16 protein-coding genes and 1 pseudogene are annotated in these 18,230 nt (G+C 73.7%); 4 read left to right on the top strand and 13 right to left on the bottom strand.

Annotated features, from left to right (window positions below):
• Positions 1-46 precede the first annotated feature (46 nt).
• Complete coding sequence (locus AB0I21_RS34100; protein ID WP_360567347.1) at positions 47-1,306, top strand: Ig-like domain-containing protein; 1,260 nt, start codon at positions 47-49, stop codon at positions 1,304-1,306.
• A 138-nt stretch (positions 1,307-1,444) separates the two neighbouring features.
• Positions 1,445-1,711, top strand: a complete 267-nt coding sequence (gene rpsT, locus AB0I21_RS34105) for a 30S ribosomal protein S20 (RefSeq protein ID WP_344512338.1) — start codon at positions 1,445-1,447, stop codon at positions 1,709-1,711.
• 518 nt (positions 1,712-2,229) lie between these two features.
• Here the strand turns inward: rpsT and AB0I21_RS34110 are convergent.
• The 9 genes and pseudogenes from AB0I21_RS34110 to nadD form a co-directional block, all read right to left on the bottom strand.
• The gene (locus AB0I21_RS34110; RefSeq protein ID WP_360567349.1) at positions 2,230-5,796 is read right to left on the bottom strand and encodes a hypothetical protein; all 3,567 of its coding nucleotides are present in this window, start codon (positions 5,794-5,796) and stop codon (positions 2,230-2,232) included.
• Complete coding sequence (gene holA / locus AB0I21_RS34115) at positions 5,793-6,776, bottom strand: DNA polymerase III subunit delta (protein WP_360567351.1); 984 nt, start codon at positions 6,774-6,776, stop codon at positions 5,793-5,795. Before holA ends, AB0I21_RS34110 begins: the two co-directional genes overlap by 4 nt.
• A 4-nt stretch (positions 6,777-6,780) precedes the next feature.
• Complete coding sequence (locus AB0I21_RS34120) at positions 6,781-9,096, bottom strand: DNA internalization-related competence protein ComEC/Rec2 (RefSeq protein WP_360567353.1); 2,316 nt, start codon at positions 9,094-9,096, stop codon at positions 6,781-6,783.
• Positions 9,093-9,683, bottom strand: a pseudogene (locus AB0I21_RS34125) (ComEA family DNA-binding protein); the annotation flags it as partial. The pseudogene AB0I21_RS34125 and the gene AB0I21_RS34120, both read right to left, overlap by 4 nt.
• 377 nt (positions 9,684-10,060) lie before the next feature.
• Positions 10,061-10,927, bottom strand: coding sequence for a DegV family protein (locus tag AB0I21_RS34130; protein ID WP_360567355.1), 867 nt, complete (start codon positions 10,925-10,927; stop codon positions 10,061-10,063).
• Between the two features lie 135 nt (positions 10,928-11,062).
• A complete protein-coding gene (locus AB0I21_RS34135; protein ID WP_360567356.1) occupies positions 11,063-11,320 on the bottom strand; it encodes a hypothetical protein in 258 nt (85 codons plus the stop codon).
• Between the two features lie 168 nt (positions 11,321-11,488).
• Positions 11,489-12,088 carry a histidine phosphatase family protein gene (locus AB0I21_RS34140; protein WP_360567358.1) on the bottom strand — a complete coding sequence of 200 codons (600 nt, stop codon included), beginning with the start codon at positions 12,086-12,088 and terminating at the stop codon, positions 11,489-11,491.
• Positions 12,085-12,468, bottom strand: a complete 384-nt coding sequence (gene rsfS / locus AB0I21_RS34145; protein WP_344512322.1) for a ribosome silencing factor — start codon at positions 12,466-12,468, stop codon at positions 12,085-12,087. Before rsfS ends, AB0I21_RS34140 begins: the two co-directional genes overlap by 4 nt.
• An 80-nt stretch (positions 12,469-12,548) precedes the next feature.
• Positions 12,549-13,142 carry a nicotinate-nucleotide adenylyltransferase gene (gene nadD / locus AB0I21_RS34150; RefSeq protein ID WP_360567360.1) on the bottom strand — a complete coding sequence of 198 codons (594 nt, stop codon included), beginning with the start codon at positions 13,140-13,142 and terminating at the stop codon, positions 12,549-12,551.
• 83 nt (positions 13,143-13,225) lie between these two features.
• Between nadD and AB0I21_RS34155 the strand changes: the two genes are divergently transcribed.
• Complete coding sequence (locus AB0I21_RS34155) at positions 13,226-13,444, top strand: DUF397 domain-containing protein (protein ID WP_033365485.1); 219 nt, start codon at positions 13,226-13,228, stop codon at positions 13,442-13,444.
• A gap of 79 nt (positions 13,445-13,523) precedes the next feature.
• Here AB0I21_RS34155 and AB0I21_RS34160 read toward each other — a convergent pair whose 3' ends face one another.
• The gene (locus AB0I21_RS34160; RefSeq protein ID WP_360567362.1) at positions 13,524-14,039 is read right to left on the bottom strand and encodes a hypothetical protein; all 516 of its coding nucleotides are present in this window, start codon (positions 14,037-14,039) and stop codon (positions 13,524-13,526) included.
• On the bottom strand, positions 14,036-14,218 hold the full coding sequence (locus AB0I21_RS34165; protein WP_360567364.1) for a hypothetical protein: 183 nt from the start codon (positions 14,216-14,218) through the stop codon (positions 14,036-14,038). The genes AB0I21_RS34160 and AB0I21_RS34165 overlap by 4 nt, the downstream gene beginning before the upstream one ends.
• Before the next feature lie 266 nt (positions 14,219-14,484).
• Between AB0I21_RS34165 and trpS the strand changes: the two genes are divergently transcribed.
• Positions 14,485-15,510, top strand: a complete 1,026-nt coding sequence (gene trpS / locus AB0I21_RS34170) for a tryptophan--tRNA ligase (RefSeq protein ID WP_360567366.1) — start codon at positions 14,485-14,487, stop codon at positions 15,508-15,510.
• Here trpS and AB0I21_RS34175 read toward each other — a convergent pair.
• Together AB0I21_RS34175 and obgE are read right to left on the bottom strand one after the other, a co-directional pair.
• Positions 15,443-16,528, bottom strand: coding sequence for a hypothetical protein (locus AB0I21_RS34175; protein WP_360567367.1), 1,086 nt, complete (start codon positions 16,526-16,528; stop codon positions 15,443-15,445). The genes trpS and AB0I21_RS34175 overlap by 68 nt on opposite strands.
• A gap of 192 nt (positions 16,529-16,720) precedes the next feature.
• Complete coding sequence (obgE, locus tag AB0I21_RS34180) at positions 16,721-18,175, bottom strand: GTPase ObgE (protein WP_360567369.1); 1,455 nt, start codon at positions 18,173-18,175, stop codon at positions 16,721-16,723.
• Positions 18,176-18,230: the final 55 nt, after the last annotated feature.

The following is an 18,230-nucleotide window of genomic DNA, read 5'->3' on the forward strand; positions in this document are numbered from 1 at the left end:
CACCGCCAGGTTGCCGTACTTGCGGACCGGGGCACAATGGTTGCTGATGCAACTACGACGACTGACCTCCGTGTTCGTGGTGAGCGCCCTGCTGCTCGCCGGCTGCAGCGACCCCGCCCCGTCCTGGAAGGGCGGCGGCAGCGGCTCCAGCGCGGCCGCCGGCACCGTCAAGGTGACCGCTCCGACCGACGGCGCTCGCGATGTCTCGACGGCGGCTTCCATCGTGTACGAGGCGTCCTCCGACGCCACGGTCACGCTGCAGGACGCCTCGGGCGCCACTGTGTCCGGCGCCGCCCGGCCCGCTGGTGGCCAGGGTGCGCCCGCCACCGGCACCTCGGGTGCGCCCGCCTCGCCCGCCACCGGCGCCTCGGGCTCCACCGGCGCCTCGGGCTCCACTGGGACCTCGGGCAAGGGGGTCGAGTGGATGCCGGACAAGCAGCTGAAGTACTCCACCGAGTACACGGCCACGATCACCGCCGGCAGCGCCAAATCCACGGTGAAGTTCACCACCATGGCCAAGCCGTCCAGCCTCGCCCGCACCAGCAGCCAGATCGGCGACGGCCAGGTCGTCGGCGTCGGCATGATGATGATCCTGTCCTTCGGCGTCGAGATCCCGAAGGACAAGCGCGCCGGCATCGAGCGGCGGCTCCTCATGTCCTCCGACCCGCCGCAGGAGGGCAGCTGGAACTGGTACACCAGCAAGGAGATCCACTACCGCCCCAAGGAGTACTGGCAGGCGGGCACGAAGCTCTCCCTGCGCGCCGCCGTCGGTGGCGTCTCCTTCGGCGGCAAGTCCTACGGTGAGAAGGACATCACCGTCGACGCCACCGTGGGCAAGAAGCTCATCATGGAGGTCGACAACGCCACCAAGCAGATGACGATCACCGAGGACGGCGTCCTGCTCAAGACGATGCCCGTCTCCCTGGGCAAGCCGAGCAACCCCTCCGACAGCGGCAACTTCATCGTCATGGTGAAGAACGAGTGGGAGTGGTTCGACTCCTCCACCTACGGCGTCCCCGTCGACTCCCCCGACGGCTACCGCACGAAGGTCGAGTACCCCCAGCGGATCACCTGGAGCGGCCAGTACATCCACGCCGCCCCCTGGTCCGTCAAGGACCAAGGCAAGCGCAACGTCTCCCACGGCTGCGTCAACATCTCCCTCGACCTGGCAAAATGGCTGTACGGCGTGACCCACATCGGCGACCCCGTCATCGTCAAGGGCACCGAGGAGCGCGTGAAGTACGGCGACGGCTGGACCGACTGGGAACTGTCCTGGGACGAGTACAAGAAGGGCAGCGCCCTGTAAGCCCCCACCCCACCGTGGCCGCCCGTTTTGGCTGGCAGGGTGGGGACCTGGTAACCTGATTCATCGCGCACGGTGACGCGTCCCTGTTGCTTGCGCCTAAACTTTTCCAACCCGAGCTAACAAGACGAGGTCTGTCGCGTGGCGAACATCAAGTCCCAGATCAAGCGCAACCGGCAGAACGAGAAGCGCCGCCTGCGCAACAAGTCGGTCAAGTCTTCCCTGAAGACCGCGATCCGCAAGTTCCACGAGGCCACCGCCGCCGGCGACACCGAGGCCGCCACCACCCTGCTCCGCGACGCCTCGCGCAAGCTGGACCAGGCCGCCAGCAAGGGTGTCATCCACAAGAACCAGGCGGCCAACCGCAAGTCGGCCATCACCAAGAAGCTGGGCTCGCTGGCCGCCTGACCGGCCCCAGCACTTCTTCTCAGCTCCGCGAAAAGCGCCGCCCCCACCGAGGGCGGCGCTTTCGCTGTTCCCACCCCCGCTGCGGACACCGGGGGCTGCCACCGGCCCGGCTCCGCATACATCCGGGTCCTCGCAGCGGCCCCACCGCCTCGGCTCCGCATACATCCGGGTCCTCGCAGCGGCCCGACCGCCCCGGACATCGCAGCGCTGGAGGCGACCAGGCCGGTCAGGCGTCCGCTTCCGGCACGCCGCTCGAACCCCGCTGGCAGTCCGCCAGACCCGGGTCCTGGTCGAGCCAACTCTTCCGCCGCCGCCAGGCCACGCCAACGCAGCGCCCCGGACACCGTCACCAGGCCACGCCGACGCAGCGCCCCAGACGCCGTCACCGGCCAATGCAGCGCCCTCGGACGCCAAGAGCCGGAGGCGACCAGGGCGAGTGCCCTGAGCCGCCTCCGGCTCGTCGTTCATGGCGTCCAGCGCCCGTCAGGCCCCCCGTACTGGCCGGCCTGCTGTTCGGCTCAGGCGAACCGGCCCTGGTTGAAGCCGCCGGTCCGCTGCCGGGTCAGGTCGTCGTCGGTCCGCCAGGGCCGCTCGGCGTGCCGCCCCGACTGGAACTGCCCGGACGGGAAGTGCCCCGTGTCATCCGCCCTCCGGCGCCCTCCCGGCTGGCGCTGCGCGTGGCGCCCCCCGGCGGCGTCCCGGTTGGCGGCGGTCCGGCCGTTGTCGACGGGTCGCACCGGCTCGTCGGTGTCGGGCTCGTCGGCTGGCTCGTACCCGTTCCACGCCGCCTGACCCGCTCCCCAACCGGTCTGCCCACCCCGGCTCGGCGCGGCACCCCACTGCGACTGGTCCGCCCAGCCGGTCTCGTCGTCCCACTCCGCCCACGGGTCGACCGGCTCACCAGGCACCACGTTTCCGTGCCCGTCGCCCCGCCCGCTCTGCTCGCCACCGGCGTACCCCGAGCCCGCCTGCCCGGCATACCCCGCCTGCCCGTCGCCCGCGTACTCCGCCTGGCCATCGCCCGCGTAGCCCGCCTCACCGCTGCCCGCGTAGCCCGCCTCACCGCTGCCCGCGTAGCCCGCCTGACCGGCCGCGTAGCCTGCCTCACCACTGCCTGCGTAGCCCGCCTGACCGGCCGCGTAGCCTGCCTCGGCGCTCGCCGCGTAGCCCTGCTGACCGGGCACGTAGCCAGGCCCGCCGTCGCCCGCGTGCCCCTGCTGGCCGGTCGTGTAGCCGGCATCGCCGCTTGCCGCGTAGCCCTGCTGACCAGGCACGTAGCCCGCGTCGCCGTGGCCCGCCTGACCGGACGCGTAGCCCGCTTCGCCGTGGCCCGCGTAGCCCTGCTGGGCGGCGCCTGCGTAGTCCGCCTGGCCGTGGCCGCCCGTGTAGCCAGCCCCCTGCTGCGCGTCGGGGTGGCCGTTCGAGGCCTGACCGTCCGCGTACGCCTCCATCGCCGCCCGCGCGCCCGGGGCAGCCTGCTCGGTGCGTGCGGCGGCGGCGCGGCTGATCCACGCGGCGCGGTCGCCCCAAGCGGTCTCGTCGCCCCAGTTGGCCTGGCCGTCGCGGGCACCTTGCCGGCCGGCCCACGCCGCCTCGTCGCCCCAGCCGGCCTCGGTGTCCTCGCCCCACGCCTGCTGGCCCTCGCCGACGCCCCCGTGCCCGGCGCGCGTCACCCGATCCTGGCCGGCGTCCTGGGCGACCTGCTCCCAGCCCGCGGGGGTGGCCCGGTCCCAGCGCTGACCCTCGTCGTCATGTCCCCACTCCGGCGCGCCGTGGCCGGTGTAGCCCTTCGGGTCGCCCTGCCAGCCCTGGGGACCGTGCTGCACGCCGCGCCAGCCACGGCCGTCGGAAGCGTCCTGGCCCCCCTGCGAGCCGTGGCCGTCGTGGCCGCTGCGCCAGCCGTGGCCGTCGGAAGCGTCCCGATCGCCCTGCGAGCCGTGACCGTCGTGGCCGCTGCGCCAGCCACGGCCGTCGGAAGCGTCCCGATCGCCCTGCGAGCCGTGACCGTCATGACCGTCGTGACCGCTGCGCCAGCCGCGGCCGTCGGAAGCGTCCCGATCGCCCTGCGAGCCGTGACCGTCGTGACCGTCGTGACCGCTGCGCCAGCCGCGGCCGTCGGAAGCGTCCCGATCGCCCTGCGAGCCGTGACCGTCGTGACCGTCGTGACCGCTGCGCCAGCCGCGGCCGTCGGAAGCGTCCCGGCCGTCCTGCCAGTCGCGGCCGTCCTGACCGGCGCGCCAGCCACGACCGTCCGAAGCGTCGTGGTCTGCCCCACCGTCGTGCTCCCAGGCGCCGCTGTCGCGGGCTCGGTCCTGGGTGGGCCGACCGGGCGCGTCCCAGGCCTCGGTCGCCTCGTCGTCGCGGCTGCGGCGCTGGCTGATCTGCGTGGCCTGGCCCCGGTCCTGGCCGGCGCGGCCCCCGCGGTCCCAGTCCTGGCCGGTCTCGCCGGAATGGTCCCAGTCCTGGCCGGTGCCGGAGTGGTCCCAGCGCTGCCCCGCGTGTGCGGGCTCGGCCGACTCGTCCCAGCCGCTGCGGGCCGGCCAGGTGGCGTCGCCGGTGGCCTGGTCCCAGCCCTCGTGCTCGCCGGTCCGGCCGTGGGACTCGTCGGCGTGCACGCGCGATCGACGGCCGTCCGAGGTCTGGTACGCCGAGTGGCTGCCCGTGTCCGCCTCGTGGATGTCCTCGTGACCGCCCTGGCGGAACGCGGACCGGGCGCCGCCGCCCTCCCCCGTCCGGAACGCCGGGTGAACCCCGGTGTCCCCGTCGCGGACCACGACCTGCTGACCCGGGACGCCGTCGCGGAGCGCCCGGCCAGCACCCGTGTCACCCTCCCGGAACGCACGACCAGCACCGGTGTCCCCGTCCCGGAACGCCCGACCGGACCCGGTCGTTTCCCCGTCCCGGAACGCCCGACCCGAACCCGTGGTGTCGCCGTCGCGGAAAGCCCGGCCCGAATCCGTCGTGTCCCCATCCCGGAACGCCCGACCCGAACCCGTCGTGTCCCCATCCCGGAAAGCCCGGCCCGAACCCGTCGTGTCGCCGTCCCGGAAAGCCCGGCCGGAGCCTGTGGTGTCGCCGTCGCGGAAAGCGCGGCCGGAGCCCGTCGTGTCGGCGTCGTCGAACGCCGCGTGGGAGCCGGTGTCGGCGTCGCGGACGGCCTGGCCGGAGGCGGTGTGGTGGCCGGCGCTCCCAGCGGTGGGCGGGGCGTCGCTGGCCGGCGAGATGCCGTATTCGTTGTTCGTCTCCGGCTGGCGGGCGCCGCGCGGGCCGCCGTCGCGGGCCGGGACCGAGATCCGGATGACGCCGACCTTCTTGCGCTGCGCCGGGGGCTCGCCGGATGCCGGCCGGGTCGCGGTGCGCGTGGCACCCGCGCCGCCCTGGCGGACGCCGACCCCGCCGGAGCCGTTGCCGGCGGAAGCGGCGGCGGCACCGGCGGACGAGCCGGCACCCCGGGCCCCGCCAGACGGATCCGAACCACCCGCCGGGCCGAAGCCCGCCGAACCCGAACCACCTGACGAGCCAGAGCCGGACGAACCCGAACGGGAGCCGTAGACACCGGAGCCGCCGACGCCTGCCGCGGCGAAGCCGGACCTGGCGACGCTGCCCGCGGCCGCGCGGCCCGAGCCGGCGGTCGAGACCCCGATCCCGGACGAGTCGCGCCCGGCGCCCGCGGCGCGGGCCGCCGCGCCGGAGCCGGTGCCGGTGCCCCGGGCCATCTCGGCGCGGTCCAGCGCGGTCGTGGTCCGCCGGGTGGCGGAGGTCGGCTCATCGGTCTCGGTGGCCGGATCCACCCGAGTGGATGACGCCCGTTCGGATGAACCCCGGGCCGCGGAACGCGCCTGCGCCCGGACCCGCTTCGAGCCGCCGATGGCCAAGTCGTTGACCTTCACCATGACGGCGACGACGGCGGGGAGGACGGGGACCGCCCACCAGCTGGCCAGCTCGGCGAGTGCGAGCAGCACACCGCCCGCGATCATGCACTCGAACAGCATGAAACTGACGAATCCGCCGATATGCAGGTGGCGAAGCCGCAGCGCACGCACATACAGCGGCGCCTGTGAGGCGAACCCGTTGCTCGTCGTCATCGTCCTATTCCTCCAGCACGCGCCGCGACCACTGCGAACACAGCCCGCTCGAGCGCATAGCCGCGGTCGTCCGAGCCACCCTTTACGGCGGCATTGCACTCTGCCGCCACTCGCATGGCATCAACGAGCGCCTCGGCCGTCCAGCCACGGGCTTGGCGCTGTGCGCGTTCGACCTTCCACGGAGGCATTCCCAAATTTCCGGCGAGTTGATATGCGCTGCCCTTGCCCGCGGCGGCCACCCGGGCAACGGTGCGGACGCCGTCGGCGATGGCGTCGGCGATCGGCACGGGGTCCACGCCGACGTGCATCGCCCACCGCAGGGCCTCCAGCGCCGCGGCCGTGTCGCCGACCATGACGGCATCGGCGACGGTGAACCCGGAGACCTCGGCGCGGCCGCGGTAATACTGCGCCACGGTGCTCACGTCGATCCGCCCGCCGGTGTCGGCGACCAGCTGCGAGCAGGCGGCGACCAGCTCGCGCAGATCGTTGCCGACGGCGCTGAGCAGGGCCTCCGCCGCGTCCTCGCCGATCTTGCCACCCTGCCGGCGGATCTCGTTGCGCACGAAGTCGACCCGCTCGCGGTGCTTGCCGATCTTCGCGGCGGGCACGACGTCGGCGCCTGCGGCCTTGAGCCCGTCGGCGAGGGCCTTGCCCTTGGCGCCGCCGGCGTGGGTGACGACGAGGACGACGTCGTCCTCGGGGTCGGCGGCATAGGCGAGCAGCGCCGCGACGATGTCCTTCTTGGTGTCCTGGCCGCTGTCGACGACGAGGACCCGCCGCCCGCCGAACAGCGACGGGCTCAGCAGCTCGGCCAGCTCACCGGCCGTCAGATCGGCCCCTGGACGGCGGTGGACCTCGGTGTCGGGGTCGTCCGCCCGGGCGGCGGCGATGGTGTCGGTGACGGCGCGGGAGACGAGCAGCTCCTCGTCGCCGATCACCAGGCGGAGGCGGGGCAGACCAGATCCAGACACGCGAGCCATCGTGTCACGACCCCCTGACAAAAGCGGACGAGCCGTGGGCCACGACCGCGAGCCGACCGGCGGCGTCCCGGACGACGGCGATGTCGCCTTCCTCGTCGGTACGGACGACCCGCGCACCCCCGCGGACCAGGCGGCTCAGGACGGCGGGGCTCGGGTGGCCGTAGTCGTTGCCGGCGCCGACGCTGACCAGGGCGACCCTCGGGGCGACCGCGTCGAGGAACGCCGGATCTTGATACGCCGAGCCGTGGTGGGCGACCTTCAACACGTCGGCGTGCAGGGGCTCGTCGAGCAGACTCAGCTGCTCCTCCGTCTCGGCGTCGCCGGTGAGCAGGATCCGGATCCCGCCGACGGTGACCGCGACGACCAGCGAGTTGTTGTTGACGTCGGACCGGGTGCCGGTCACGGGGCGGGCCGGGCCGAGGACGGTGAGCCGCGCCCCGCCGGCGGTGAGGACGGTGCCGGCGGGTGCGTCGAGAGTGGCGACGCCGCGGGCGAGGACGGCCCGGCGGCCACTCGCGGGCTCGGCGAACGGCGGCACCAGCAGCCGGTCGACGCGGCGGCGGCGCAGGACGCCGTCGAGGCCGCCGATGTGGTCGACGTGGAAGTGGCTGACGATCAGCAGCGGGACGCGGCGGACGCCGAGGTCGCGCAGGCAGCGGTCGACGGGGTCGGCCTGCGGTCCCGCGTCGACGACGACGGCGTCGCCGCCCCCGGCGGCCACGACGAGCGCGTCGCCCTGGCCGACGTCGCAGGCGACGACGACCCAGCCGGGCGGCGGCCAGCCGCCGGCGAGGATTCTGACGGGGACGGCGCCGAGCACGCCGGCGAGGGTGATGACGACGACGATCCGCCGCACCGCCCGGCGCCGGAACGCGAGGATCAGCGCCGCGAGCAGCCCGCCGAGCAGGATCCCGCCGAACGCGCCGCCCGGCCACGGGAGCACACCGTCCGGGACGGCGGCGCCGTGGTGGGCGATCGCGACGAGCCAGCGGGCCGGCCAGGCGGCCACCCAGGCGGTGAACGCCGCGACGCCCGGCAGCACCGGCGACGCCACCGCGGTGATGATGCCGAGGATCGTGGCGGGGGCGACGGCGGGCGCGGCGAGCAGGTTGGCCGGCACGGTCGTCAGGCTGACGCCGCCGGAGATGCCGGCGATCACCGGCGCGCACGCCGCCTGCGCCGCGGCGGGCACGCAGACCGCCTCGGCCGCGAACGCCGGCCAGCCCTTGGCGCGCAGGGCCTCCGCCCAGCGCGGCGCGAGCAGGACCAGGCCGCCGGTGGCGAGGACGGACAGCGCGAAGCCGGCGTCGACGGCCAGCTCGGGGTCGGCGACCACGAGCACGAGGACGCTGGTCGCGAGGGACGGCAGGACCGCCCGCGGGCGGCCGAGCGCGAGCGCGACCAGGGCGAGGCCGCCCATCGCCGCGGCCCGCAGCACGCTCGGCGACGGCCGGACCAGCACGACGAACCCCGCGAGGGCCAGCACGCAGATCAGCGCGGCGACCTTCGGGCCGGCGCGGCACCATCGGGCGAGCAGCAGCACCAGCCCGACCACGATCGCCAGGTTCGCGCCGGACACGGCGGTCAGGTGGGTCAGGCCGGTGGCGCGGAAGTCGTCGGCGAGCTGCTGGTCGAGCCGGCTGGTGTCGCCGACGACGAGCCCCGGCAGCAGCCCGCCCGGCTCGGCGGGCAGGGGCAGGCAGGCCCGCTGCAGGCCGGACCGCAGCGTGCCGGCGGCCCGCTGGATCGCCGGCGCCGGGGTGACGCGGGCCGGGGCGTCGGTGACGGAGATGATCGCGGCGCGCAGGTCGCCGCCGTCGGCCGGGGACAGCCGGCCGGTCGTCTCGACCCGCTGGCCCGGCAGCAGCCCCAGCCAGCCCTTGTCGGCGGCGAGGACCAGCACCCGTGCGCCCAGGTCCACGTTCATGCCGTCGGCCGTGCGCAGCCAGGTCAGCCGGGCGGGCACGACGACCGTCGGCGACCGGCCCGCCGAGGAACGGCCGAGCCGCGGGTCGTCGGAGATCCGCAGGCCGAGCCGCACCGTCGTGTGCGCGGCCGCGAGGCCGGCGAGGGGCTCGGCGTCGCGCTCGCCGACCCGGGCGGCGGTGGTGACCGCGCCGCAGGCGACGCCGAGCAGCGCCGCGACGACCACCCACCGGGTCGGGCGCAGCGCCCGCACGGGAAGCCGCCCCCACAGCGCGGCGAGGGCCACCGCGCCGAGACCCACCGCCCAGCCGGCCCGCGCGGGGCAGAACAGGCAGCCCAGCGCGGTCAGCCAGCAGCCGATCGCGGCGCCGGCCAGGCGCAGGTCGGTGCTCACACCGTCACCCGGTCCTTGAGCTGCGCGAACTTGGCGTCGCCGATGCCTTCGACCTGGCGCAGGTCGGTGACGGCGCGGAAGCCGCCGTGACGGTCGCGGTGGTCGATGATGCGCTGGGCGAGGACCTGACCGATGCCGGGCAGCGTCTGGAGCTCCGCGACGGTGGCGGTGTTGAGGTTGACAAGGCCACCGCCGCCGGAGCCCCCGCCCGTGCCTGGCGGCGCGGCACCGGGCGGCGCCGGGATCCCGACCGCGATCATCTCGCCGTCGACGACCTTGCGGGCGAGGTTGAGGCCGGTCGGCTCGGCGCCGGGCAGCAGTCCGCCGGCGGCGGTGATGGCGTCGGCGACGCGGGCCCCGGGCGGCAGGTCGACGAGGCCGGGGCGCTGCACCTTGCCGACGACCGAGACGACCAGCCGGGGCGGGGCGCTGGAGGACGCGGCGGGCGGGGCGGCGGAGACGGAGGCGACCGGCGGCGCCGGGGTGACCTGCGGCCGGGAGCGCCAGGCCAGGAACGCGGCCACGCAGACGACCAGCGCGGCGACCACGACGAGCGCCCGCGCACCCCGCCGCCCGGGGTCGGCCGCCGACAGCCACGACCGCCCACCGGAGGCGCCCGGACCGGGGTCCGGGCCAAGGTCCGAACCAAGGTCCGGACCAAGGTCAAGGCGAGAGTCCGGAGACCCGGCGGACCGAAACGACTCATCCCACGGATACGGATCGGGATCCGGCGGGAGCCCGACCACCCTCGCCAGCCGCCCCGCTGTCTCGCTGTCACCGTCTGCAGTACTGCGCCTCATGCCCGGTCACGCTAAGACCGGTCACGACCGCGCCACCCCCGCGAACGCATCGCCCTGTGGACAACCACACGCTTGTGGACAACCGACACGAAGGGACAACCGACACGAAGGGACAACCGACACGAAGGGACAACCAGACACGAAGGGACAACCGACAGCGGCGGCTACACCGTGTGCACCACCACGGCCACCATCCCCGGCCCGACGTGGGCGCCGACGACCGCGCCCACCTCCGTCAGGTACGCCCCCCGCAGCCGCTCCCCGAGCCGCTCCTTCAACGTCGTGAGCAGCGCATCGGCGCGCTCCGGCGCGGCCAGATGGTGCACCGCCACGTCAACGACCGACGACCCCGCCGCCTCGTCGGCCATGTCGACCAGCCGGGCCAGCGCGCGGCTCGCCGTGCGGACCTTCTCCCGCACGACGACACCTTGGTCGGTGGTGTGCAGGATCGGCTTCACCGACAGCGCGGTCCCGAGCAACGCCGCCGCCGCCCCGATCCGCCCGCCCCGGCGCAGGAACTCCAGGGTGTCGACGTAGAAGAGCGTCGAGGTGCGGCCGACCGCGTCAAGGACGGCCTGCCTCGCCTCCGGCAGCGCGGCACCCGAGGAGGCCGCGGCCGCCGCGGCGAGGGCGGGAAAGCCCAGCCCCATCCCGGTGGACTGGGTGTCGACCACGGAGACGGCATCGCCGAACTCGGCCGCCGCGAGGCTGGCCGCGTCGTAGGTGCCGGAGAGCTTCGCCGACAGGTGCACGGACAGGACCGCGGTCGCCCCGGCGGCGAGCAGCCCCCGGTAGACGTCGGCGAACGCCTCCGGCGAGGGCCTGGAGGTGGTGACGGCGACCCGCCGGGCGTTGAGCGCCTCGGCGACGGTGGCGGAGTCGACATCGACGGTGTCGAGGCCGGGGACACCGTTGACGACGACGGCCAGCGGCACGACGGTGAGGCGCCGCGCCGGGTCGGTGGCCAGCTCGGCCGGCAGGCAGGCGGTCGAGTCGGTGACAACGGCGACGGCGGGGGGTGCGCCGGTCATGCCGCCACCTCCGCTGCGCTCCGGTGTCGGCCTGGCCGACGGACTGCGCTCATGATGCCGACGCTCCGCTCCGGTCCGGTCATGACGGCACGGTACCCGACCGTCCGCTCCGCTCCGGTGCGGTCCGGTAGCCGATCAGCCGCCCTGGACCGAGGTCACCTGGAACGGGGTGCCCTGCTGGCACGTGCTCATCAGGTCCGGGGTGGGCCGCCCGGTGACGGTGACCTGCTTGCCGACCTGCAGCACGGCCCGGTCACCACCGATCAGCAGGTACGTCTTGTCGGCCGCGCGGAGCAGCAGGCAGCCCGACTCGACACCCTCGACGACCTGACCGGAGACGGTGATGGCGGCGGGAGCGGAGCCGGGGGCGGCGGACGACGGCGCGACCGACATGGACGACGGAGCGGGAGCGGGAGCGGAGACCGACGGAGGCTCCCCGGGAGAGGAGGTCGGAGACGCGGCACAGCCGCCGAGCGCGAGAGCTACGGCGGCCACCAGAAGCACAGAACGCACTGCCATGATCCCTTCGACGCTACCGGCGCCCGCCCGGTTCCGCGACAATCATGGCAGGTTGTGGCCGGCCAGCTGCCACCCCCGGGTCGCGTCGAACCGCAGGTCGGTCGAATGGCAGTTGTGCAGCGCGCCGAGCGTCGCCGCCAGCGCGTGCGGCCAGCCCAGCAGCGCGCACGTGCCGTGCCGGGCCACGGCGCCGTGCGTCGCGACCACGATCGTCGACCCGTCCGGCGCCGCCGCGACGATCTCCTGCAGCGCCTCGATCATGCGCTTGCTGAGCGCGTCGACCTCCTCGACGCCGGCGTCGTCGACGGACTCGCCCCGCCGCCACCGCTCGAACGCCTCCGGCCAGGTCGCGCCGATCTCGGCGTGCGTCAGCCCCTCCCATTCGCCGAAGCTGCGCTCACGCAGGCGCGGGTCACGGGTGACCGGCACGTCCACGAGCGCGGCCAGGGCGTCCATGGTGGTGCTGGCGCGGCGCAGATCGCTGGAGACGAGCACGGCGGGCTCGAGCGCGGCCAGCCGCGGCGCGGCCGCGGCCGCCTGCGCCAGCCCGGTCTCGGACAGCGGCGTGTCGATCTGCCCCTGCACCCGCCCACCGGCATTCCAGGAGGTCTGTCCGTGCCTCCAGAGAATCAGCCTGGTCACGCCGGCGCGGGCAGGTCGCGGTCGACGAACTCGATGACCGGGCAGTCCTTCCACAGCTTGTCGAGCTGGTAGAACTCGCGCTCCTCGCTGTGCTGCACGTGCACGACGATGTCGACATAGTCCAGCAGGACCCAGCGCCCGCCCCGGTTGCCCTCGCGACGCACCGGCTTCGCCTTCTCGGGCAACTGCACCAGCTGCTCCTCGATGGCGTCGACGATCGAGAGGACCTGCCGCTCGTTGGGCGCCGACGCGATCACGAACGCGTCGGTGATGGCCAACTGGTCGGCGACATCCAGGATGACGATGTCTTCAGCCTTCTTGTCGGCGGCCGCCTGTGCAGCGGTGAGCGCCAGCTCGATGGCACGCTCAGTCGCGGGCACCGGGCTCCCTTCGTCGGTCTCCCCCGGCCTGCTGTGCCGGGCTCGTTCTAGCCTCTCACGCCCGTACGACACTCTGCCCCTCAGATGTTGTCGACTTTTCGGTACAAACCGCGCTTAGCGATGTATTGCACCACTCCGTCGGGGACGAGATACCAGACCGGTTTGCCGGACGCGACCCGCCGCCGGCAGTCGGTGGACGAGATCGCCATCGCCGGCACCTGGACCAGGCTCACCGAGTCCGCCGGCAGGTGGGAGGCGTCGAGCTCGAACCCGGGCCGCGTGACGCCGACGAAGTGCGCGAGGTCGAAGAGGTCCCGCGCGTCCTTCCACGACAGGATCTTCTTGAGCGCGTCGGCGCCGGTGATGAAGAACAGCTCCGCCGACGCTCCGTACTGCTCGCGCAGGTCACGCAGCGTGTCGACGGTGTACGTCGGCCCGCCGCGGTCCACGTCGACGCGGCTGACGGTGAACCGCGGGTTGGAGGCCGTCGCGATGACCGTCATCAGGTAGCGGTCCTCCGGCGAGCTGACCGCCGATCCCGACTTCTGCCAGGGGTCGCCGGTCGGCACGAACACCACCTGGTCCAGCCCGAACCGATCGGCCACCTCGCTCGCCGCGACCAGGTGGCCGTGGTGGATCGGGTCGAACGTCCCACCCATGATGCCCACGCGCATCCTGGCATCGTAGTGATCACCACGTCGCCCGGACGAGTGCTCCGTTTCCGTCGTCCCATGTTGTACGTGTAGCCTCAAGTTCCATGACGTTGTCGCACCCGAAGGGTGCCTTTGACAGCTCCCGCGCCGTGTGGCGCTCGGCCCCGGGCGAGAGCCACGGCAGCCGCGTGGAGGTCGCGTTCGTGGACGACCTGATCGGCCTGCGCAACGGCGCCGACCCGCACAGCCCGGTGCTCGTCTTCACCCAGGACGAGTGGGACGCCTTCGTGGCCGGCGCCAAAGACGGCGAATTCGACGTCTGAAAGCCGCACAGCGGCAACAGACGCAAAGCCGTGACGCCGCGGCCGCCGCGACAGCGACGGCCGCGGCGACGACCGACCGTCACGGATACAGCAGCGACCGGATCGGCGGCATCCGCTCCAGCTGCGGTGCCAGCGCCCGCAGCCGGAGCGCCAGCGTGACCGCCTCCAGCGTCACGTCGGCGTTCCCGGCGGACGGCACCGGCGCCCGGTGCAGGTCGAGCCAGGCGGACACGTCCGGCCAGTGGTAGACCGGCCGCCGCGGGTGCTCCCGGACCGGCGCCGGAAACCCGGCGTGCGTCCATCCCCGCACGACCTCGACCGGCCGCCGCACCCGGGCCGCGATCACCTCCAGGGTCACCAGCGGGTCGTCGGCGACGGCCCGCACGATGCCGACCCCCGCCGCGTCCAGGTCGCGGACCCCGGACACGACCGCGTCGACCAGCGTCGGCGCGACCCGGTCGAACGCCACCCAGGCGACCCCCTCGCCGGGCACCACCTCCACGCTCAGGTCGTCCGCCCTGTCGAACAACAGGTCGGCCCGCTCGTCGTCCAGCGGCCCGCCGGCGGTCAGGCGAAACTGGCGCAGCATGGTCACCGCCCGCACCGCGCGTGCCGCTGCACGAACGCGTCGATGCGCCGCGCCACCAGTTGCGCCGCCGTCCCCGGCGGCACCTCACCGGGCACCCCCAGCCACCCCCGGCAGCCGGGACAGCTGAGCCGCAGCCAGTGCCGCTCCCCCGCCACGTCGATGTCCGCCCCTGTCATCTCGTGCATGTCGCGCCTCCCCGATCGAACCTCCGCTCCAGCCAACACCTGGATCCGCCGCTTGGGAGGGGCCAGAGAGGGGGCCACTGTGACCACGGCAAGTGCCATCGCGGGCTGCTATGGTGGTGACGTGCTGCACCGTGATTCGAGCTGGCGCGCCCGCTAGGGGCGGCCGCTGTTTCCTGCACACATCCCCATCGAGGCCGTCCGTTTCCGGGCGGCCTTTTGCGTGTCCCGGTGGCGGCGGGCCTCCAGACCCAGACCGAGGAGCCCCAATGTCCCGTCGCATCTCAGGCTTCAAGCCCACCGGCCCGCTGCAGCTCGGCAACTACGTCGGCGCCATCAGACCCGTCGTCCGGGGCCAGCACGAGCAGGACACGGTGGCGTTCATCGCCGACCTGCACGCCCTGACCGTCCAGCACGACCCCGTCCTGCTGCAGAGCCGGTCCCGCGAGGTGGCCGGCCTGATGCTCGCCGCGGGCGTCGATCCCGATCGGACGCTGCTCTACCGCCAGTCCGACGTCGCCGCCCACCTGGAGCTGCACTACCTGCTCGAATGCGTCGCCAGCTACGGTGAGGCGCACCGGATGATCCAGTTCAAGGAGAAGGGCGGCGGTGGCGGCTCACGGCTGTCGCTGCTGACGTACCCGGTCCTGATGGCCGCCGACATCCTGGTGCACGACATCGACGAGGTACCGGTGGGCCGCGACCAGCGCCAGCACGTCGAGCTGACCCGCGACCTGGCGGAGCGGTTCAACGAGCGGTACGGCCGCACGTTCACCGTGCCGCGGGCGGTCCATCCGGCGTTCGCCGCCCGGATCGCGGACCTCGCCGACCCGGCCCGCAAGATGGGCAAGACCAACGCCTCCACCGCGGGCGTGCTGTTCCTGCTCGACCCGCCGGACGTGCTGCGCCGCAAGGTGATGCGGGCGGTCACCGACGCCGGCACGGAGGTGGTGTACGACCCGGAGGGCAGCCCCGGCGTCGCCAACCTCCTCGACATCCTGGGCGCGCTGACCGACCGGGCTCCGGAGACCATCGACTTCCGGGGCAGCGGGTACGGCCGGCTCAAGACCCAGGTCGCCGACGCGGTGATCGCCACCCTGGAGCCGATCCAGCGCCGCTACCAGGAACTGACCGACGAGGAGATCGAGGCCGTCCTCGCCAAGGGCGCCGAGCAGGCCGCCCAGACCGCCGACGCGACCGTGCGCCGCGCCAAGGCGGCGATCGGCCTCACAGGTGGACGGCGCGCTCCCGCAGGTAGCCCAGCGACGCCGGTGACGGCCGGTCGACCGCGGTGAAGCGCGCCGGCCGGAAGTCGATCTCCTCGATCAGCAGGTCGGCCTCGATCATCAGCGCCCACGGCACGTAGAACACCCGCTCCCCCGGGAGCGCCACCCCGACGAAGTCGACGACCGGCAGCAGCGTCGGCGTGCCGACCGCCCAGACGGCGGTGGTGAACGTGGAGCCGTCGGGCCGGGCGGTCAGGGTGCAGTCGGACAGGCGCGGGTCGGCGAGGGTCCGCCGCTGGTGCTCGGCCACGTCGGTGGCCAGGCGGCGGCGGGCCTTCGCCGCGGCGTGGAACGCCGGGTGGCCCGGCGACGGGTCGAAGGGCACGACCCGTCCGTCGTCGTCGGTGGTGTACGCCATGGGCGACAGCGGCACCGGCGTGCGCGCGTACTCGTCGGCGGCCAGGTCGAACAGCTGCTCCACCAGGCGCGGCTCGTCGGCGCAGACCAGCAGCATCAGCGTGCTCGGCAGGAACGCGACGGCACGCCCGCCGACCTGCTCGTCCAGGTCGGCCAGCCAGCCCTCCAGGAGCACCCAGGAGACCAGGTGGTCACCGGAGTGGTCGGGCACGTGCAGCACCGACGGGCCGAAGAGCGCGGCGCTGGCCGGCAGCTCGGCGCGGGCGAGGGTGTGCTCGTGCGCGGCCGCGAAGATCTGCTCGGCGCTGACCCCCCAGCGGGCCGGGCTGTCCAGGTCGACCGGGATGTCCTCGACGAGCACGACCTCGTCGAGGTGCGGCAGCGCGGGCCGGCGCAGCGTGCGGGTGCCACGGGCGGCGTGCCGCAGCGCGAGGCGCAGCCGCGGCAGCGCCTCTTCGAACGTCGAAGGCTGGGCCGGCGGCGCGAGGCTGCTGGCCACGAAGTCCCGCACGAAGCGCTTCCGGTCGCCGGGTCTGCGTTGGTACTGGCTGAATGCCTTGGCCAGGAAGAGCCAGCTGTACGCGTCCTGACCGCACTCGCACACGATCGCGAACTGGGTCGGGCGGAACTCGGCGTCCCGGACACCGAGCCTGCGCAACTCTGCCAGCACCTGGTCGGCGAAGCGCTCACGTGGCGATCGCGCAGGTCGGGTCAGCCGCTCGAGGATGCCCACCGACCGAACATTAGCCTCACGCGCGCCCCCGCGCGATGGCCTCGGCGGCCATTGCCGGATTTTCGTAGCAGAGGCTGAGCGGACAGTAGACGGACGTAACCCGCAGATTCGTACAAACGGATCGACGGGTCAGAAGTCGTCCTGGTCGTCCTCGTCCGAGGGGGCGAGCTCCAGCGTCTCGTACGGCTGGCGACGGGCACCCCGCATGGCCTTGCGCTCCGCGGCGCGGACCCGCTTGTTGGGCTCCTCCAGGCGGTAGTCGGTGCCCCGGTTGCCCGGCACGAAGTCGTCGGCGGTGTACGTGTTGGGCTGCCAGTCGAACTCGCGGGCGCCGATGCGGACCGGCGACCCGGGCTCAGCGCCGGCCTTCTTGAGCGCGTCCTCGACGCCGAGGCGGGCGAGCCGGTCGGCGAGGTAGCCGACGGCCTCGTCGTTGTCGAAGTTGGTCTGCCGGACCCAGCGCTCGGGCGCGCCGCCCCGGACCACGAAGACGCCCTCGTCGTCCTGGACGATGGTGAAGCCGCTGTCGTCGACGGCGGCGGGACGGATGACGATGCGGGTGCGCTCCGGCGGCGGGGCCAGCTTGCGCTGCTGCCCGACCAGCTCCGACATCGCGAAGATGAGCTCCTTGAGCCCCTCGTGGGTGACGGCGCTCACCGCATACACGGCGTAGCCGCGCTCCTCCAGGTCGGCGCGCATGATGTCGGCGAGGTCGCGACCGTCCGGCACGTCGATCTTGTTCAGCGCGACGATCCGCGGCCGGTCCTCCAGGCCGCCATACGCCGCCAGCTCGGCCTCGATCGCGTCGATGTCGGACACCGGGTCGCGCTCGGTCTCCAGGGCGGCGGTGTCGACCACGTGGACCAGCACCGCGGTGCGCTCGATGTGCCGCAGGAACTGCATGCCGAGGCCCTTGCCGGTGGCGGCGCCGGGGATCAGGCCGGGCACGTCGGCGACGGTGAACGTGTTGTCGCCGGCCTGCACGACACCCAGGTTGGGCACCAGGGTGGTGAACGGGTAGTCGGCGATCTTCGGCCGGGCCGCGGAGATGACCGAGATCAGCGACGACTTGCCGGCCGACGGGAAGCCGACCAGGCCGACGTCGGCGACGCTCTTGAGCTCCAGGACGACGTCGATCTCTTCGCCGGGCTCGCCGAGCTCCGCGAAGCCGGGCGCCTTGCGGCGGGTGTTGGCGAGGGCCGCGTTGCCGCGCCCGCCCCGCCCGCCGCGGGCCAGCTCGAACTCGGTGCCCTCGCCGATCAGGTCGGCGACGACCTCGCCGTCCATGCTGTGCACGACGGTGCCGTCGGGCACCCGCAGCACCAGCGTCTGCCCGTTGGCGCCGTCGCGGTTGTTGCCCGCGCCGCCGGCGCCGTTGCCACCCTTCTGGTGCGGGTGGAAGTGGAAGTCGAGCAGCGTGTGCACGGCCGGGTCGACGACGAGCTTGACGCTGCCGCCGTGGCCACCGTCACCGCCGTCGGGGCCGCCGAACGGCTTGAACTTCTCGCGGTGGATGGACACGCAGCCGTGGCCACCGTCGCCCGCCCTCACGTGCAGCACGACGCGGTCAACGAACGTGGTCACGACCCGATCCCCTCAACCTCACAGATCGCCGGCGGCACGGCACTGCCGCACCCCG

The organism is Dactylosporangium sp. NPDC050588, assembly GCF_040654975.1.
Taxonomy (GTDB): domain Bacteria; phylum Actinomycetota; class Actinomycetes; order Mycobacteriales; family Micromonosporaceae; genus Dactylosporangium; species Dactylosporangium maewongense.